This window comes from Vibrio sp. Vb1755 (genome assembly GCF_033338635.1).
Taxonomy (GTDB): Bacteria; Pseudomonadota; Gammaproteobacteria; order Enterobacterales; family Vibrionaceae; genus Vibrio; species Vibrio alginolyticus.
In genome coordinates, this window is the sequence record NZ_JAWOTA010000191.1 from 1 (window position 1) to 1,298 (window position 1,298).

The following is a 1,298-nucleotide window of genomic DNA, read 5'->3' on the forward strand; positions in this document are numbered from 1 at the left end:
CAGCTTCTCCGGCTTACGACAGTGCGAAAGTAGCGGCAATCAAAGAAGCAATCGCAAACGGTTCATACCGCGTTGACCCAGAAAAACTGGCCGACAATATGATCAAGTTTGAAAACGAATTGCAAGGCAAAAGCTAACTGACTTAGGCCCAAGGTAAGTATTTATGGCAGCATTAGTCGATCTCGTAAACTTTCAACTAGAAAATGCTAAGGCACTTTCTACTGTTTTACGTCAGGAAACACAGGCGATTACTGCGCGTGTCTCTTCTGAAATCGAAAGCATCGCCAAACAAAAAATGACACTCATTGATCAGCTAAGAACCACTGATCAGCGAATTGCCTCTCACCCGCATGTCAATCAACTTACCGAAGATGAGCACCTAAGTCAGGTTGTAGCCCAAATCCAATCCATCGTGCTGGACTGTCAACAGGTCAATCGCGTGAATGGCGAATCCCTCAGCCGCGCTCAATTGAGTTTTAACAAGCTCAATAACATGCTTCAACACACTCACGGCAAGATCGGTATGACCTACAATGCCGGCGGCAAAACCCACACCATTTCAACGCTAGGCACCAATATTAAAGCCTAACGCTCTAGCCTCTCCTTCCTCATTAGGCAAAGCCATCAAATCAACCCATAAAAAAAGCGACCAATTGTTGCCAATCAGCCGCTCGAAAAGATTATCTGTTTAGTGAAGTGGTTTTAGAACAAGGTTTGCTGACGCTTCTCAGGCACTTGTTGAACTTCACCGTAATCGCGTAGCTTATCCATCTTACGGATATCCAAACGTAACTCTGTTACGTAACTGTCTTCAACTAAGTAACTGCGCACGACCTCTGCACCGCGAATCACGCCATCGACCGCGCCACTCGTGCTTTCAATGCCAAGACGCTGATCTTCAAGTTCGGCACGACCGCTTACTCGCATGCCGTAAACTTGCTCTGCTAACTCACGATACGCATCAATTTTTGATGCTCGCATCGCGCGCACACGTTTTTCTTCTACCGTGCGGCCAGTTTGTTCGCTTACGCTTGCATAACCTACCGCCACTAAAATTTCATCTTGGCGCATCTGTTGTAATGGCTGACATCCGACAAGTACCAAGGTGGCAATAATAAATAATAACTTCTTCATGGTTCTATCCTATGGGCGGAGAATCACAGTGTATGGCTGGCGAATGGTTGGGTCTGAACGAATCAACACGCCATCTTGGGTACGGATGCTATTTAGCGTATCCAAATCACGGCCGATTCGGTCTGCAGGCAAGAACCCTTGCGCTGTGGCAACCACAACACGGC

Annotated in this window: 3 protein-coding genes; 2 read left to right on the forward strand and 1 reads right to left on the reverse strand. The window is 47.1% G+C overall.

Going from position 1 to position 1,298, the window contains the following annotated elements; genetic code table 11:
- Together flgM and R7E00_RS23790 are read left to right on the forward strand one after the other, a co-directional pair.
- Window positions 1–137, forward strand: a 137-nt coding sequence (gene flgM, locus R7E00_RS23785; protein ID WP_318124703.1) for a flagellar biosynthesis anti-sigma factor FlgM, incomplete at its 5' end; no start/stop codon positions are given.
- A 26-nt stretch (window positions 138–163) separates the two neighbouring features.
- Window positions 164–589, forward strand: coding sequence for a flagella synthesis protein FlgN (locus tag R7E00_RS23790; RefSeq protein ID WP_005454011.1), 426 nt, complete (start codon window positions 164–166; stop codon window positions 587–589).
- Window positions 590–702: 113 nt separating this feature from the next.
- On the opposite strand, the gene flgP is transcribed toward R7E00_RS23790, so the two are convergent.
- The gene (flgP, locus tag R7E00_RS23795) at window positions 703–1,134 is read right to left on the reverse strand and encodes a flagellar assembly lipoprotein FlgP (protein ID WP_005453982.1); all 432 of its coding nucleotides are present in this window, start codon (window positions 1,132–1,134) and stop codon (window positions 703–705) included.
- Between the last annotated feature and the right edge of the window lie 164 nt (window positions 1,135–1,298).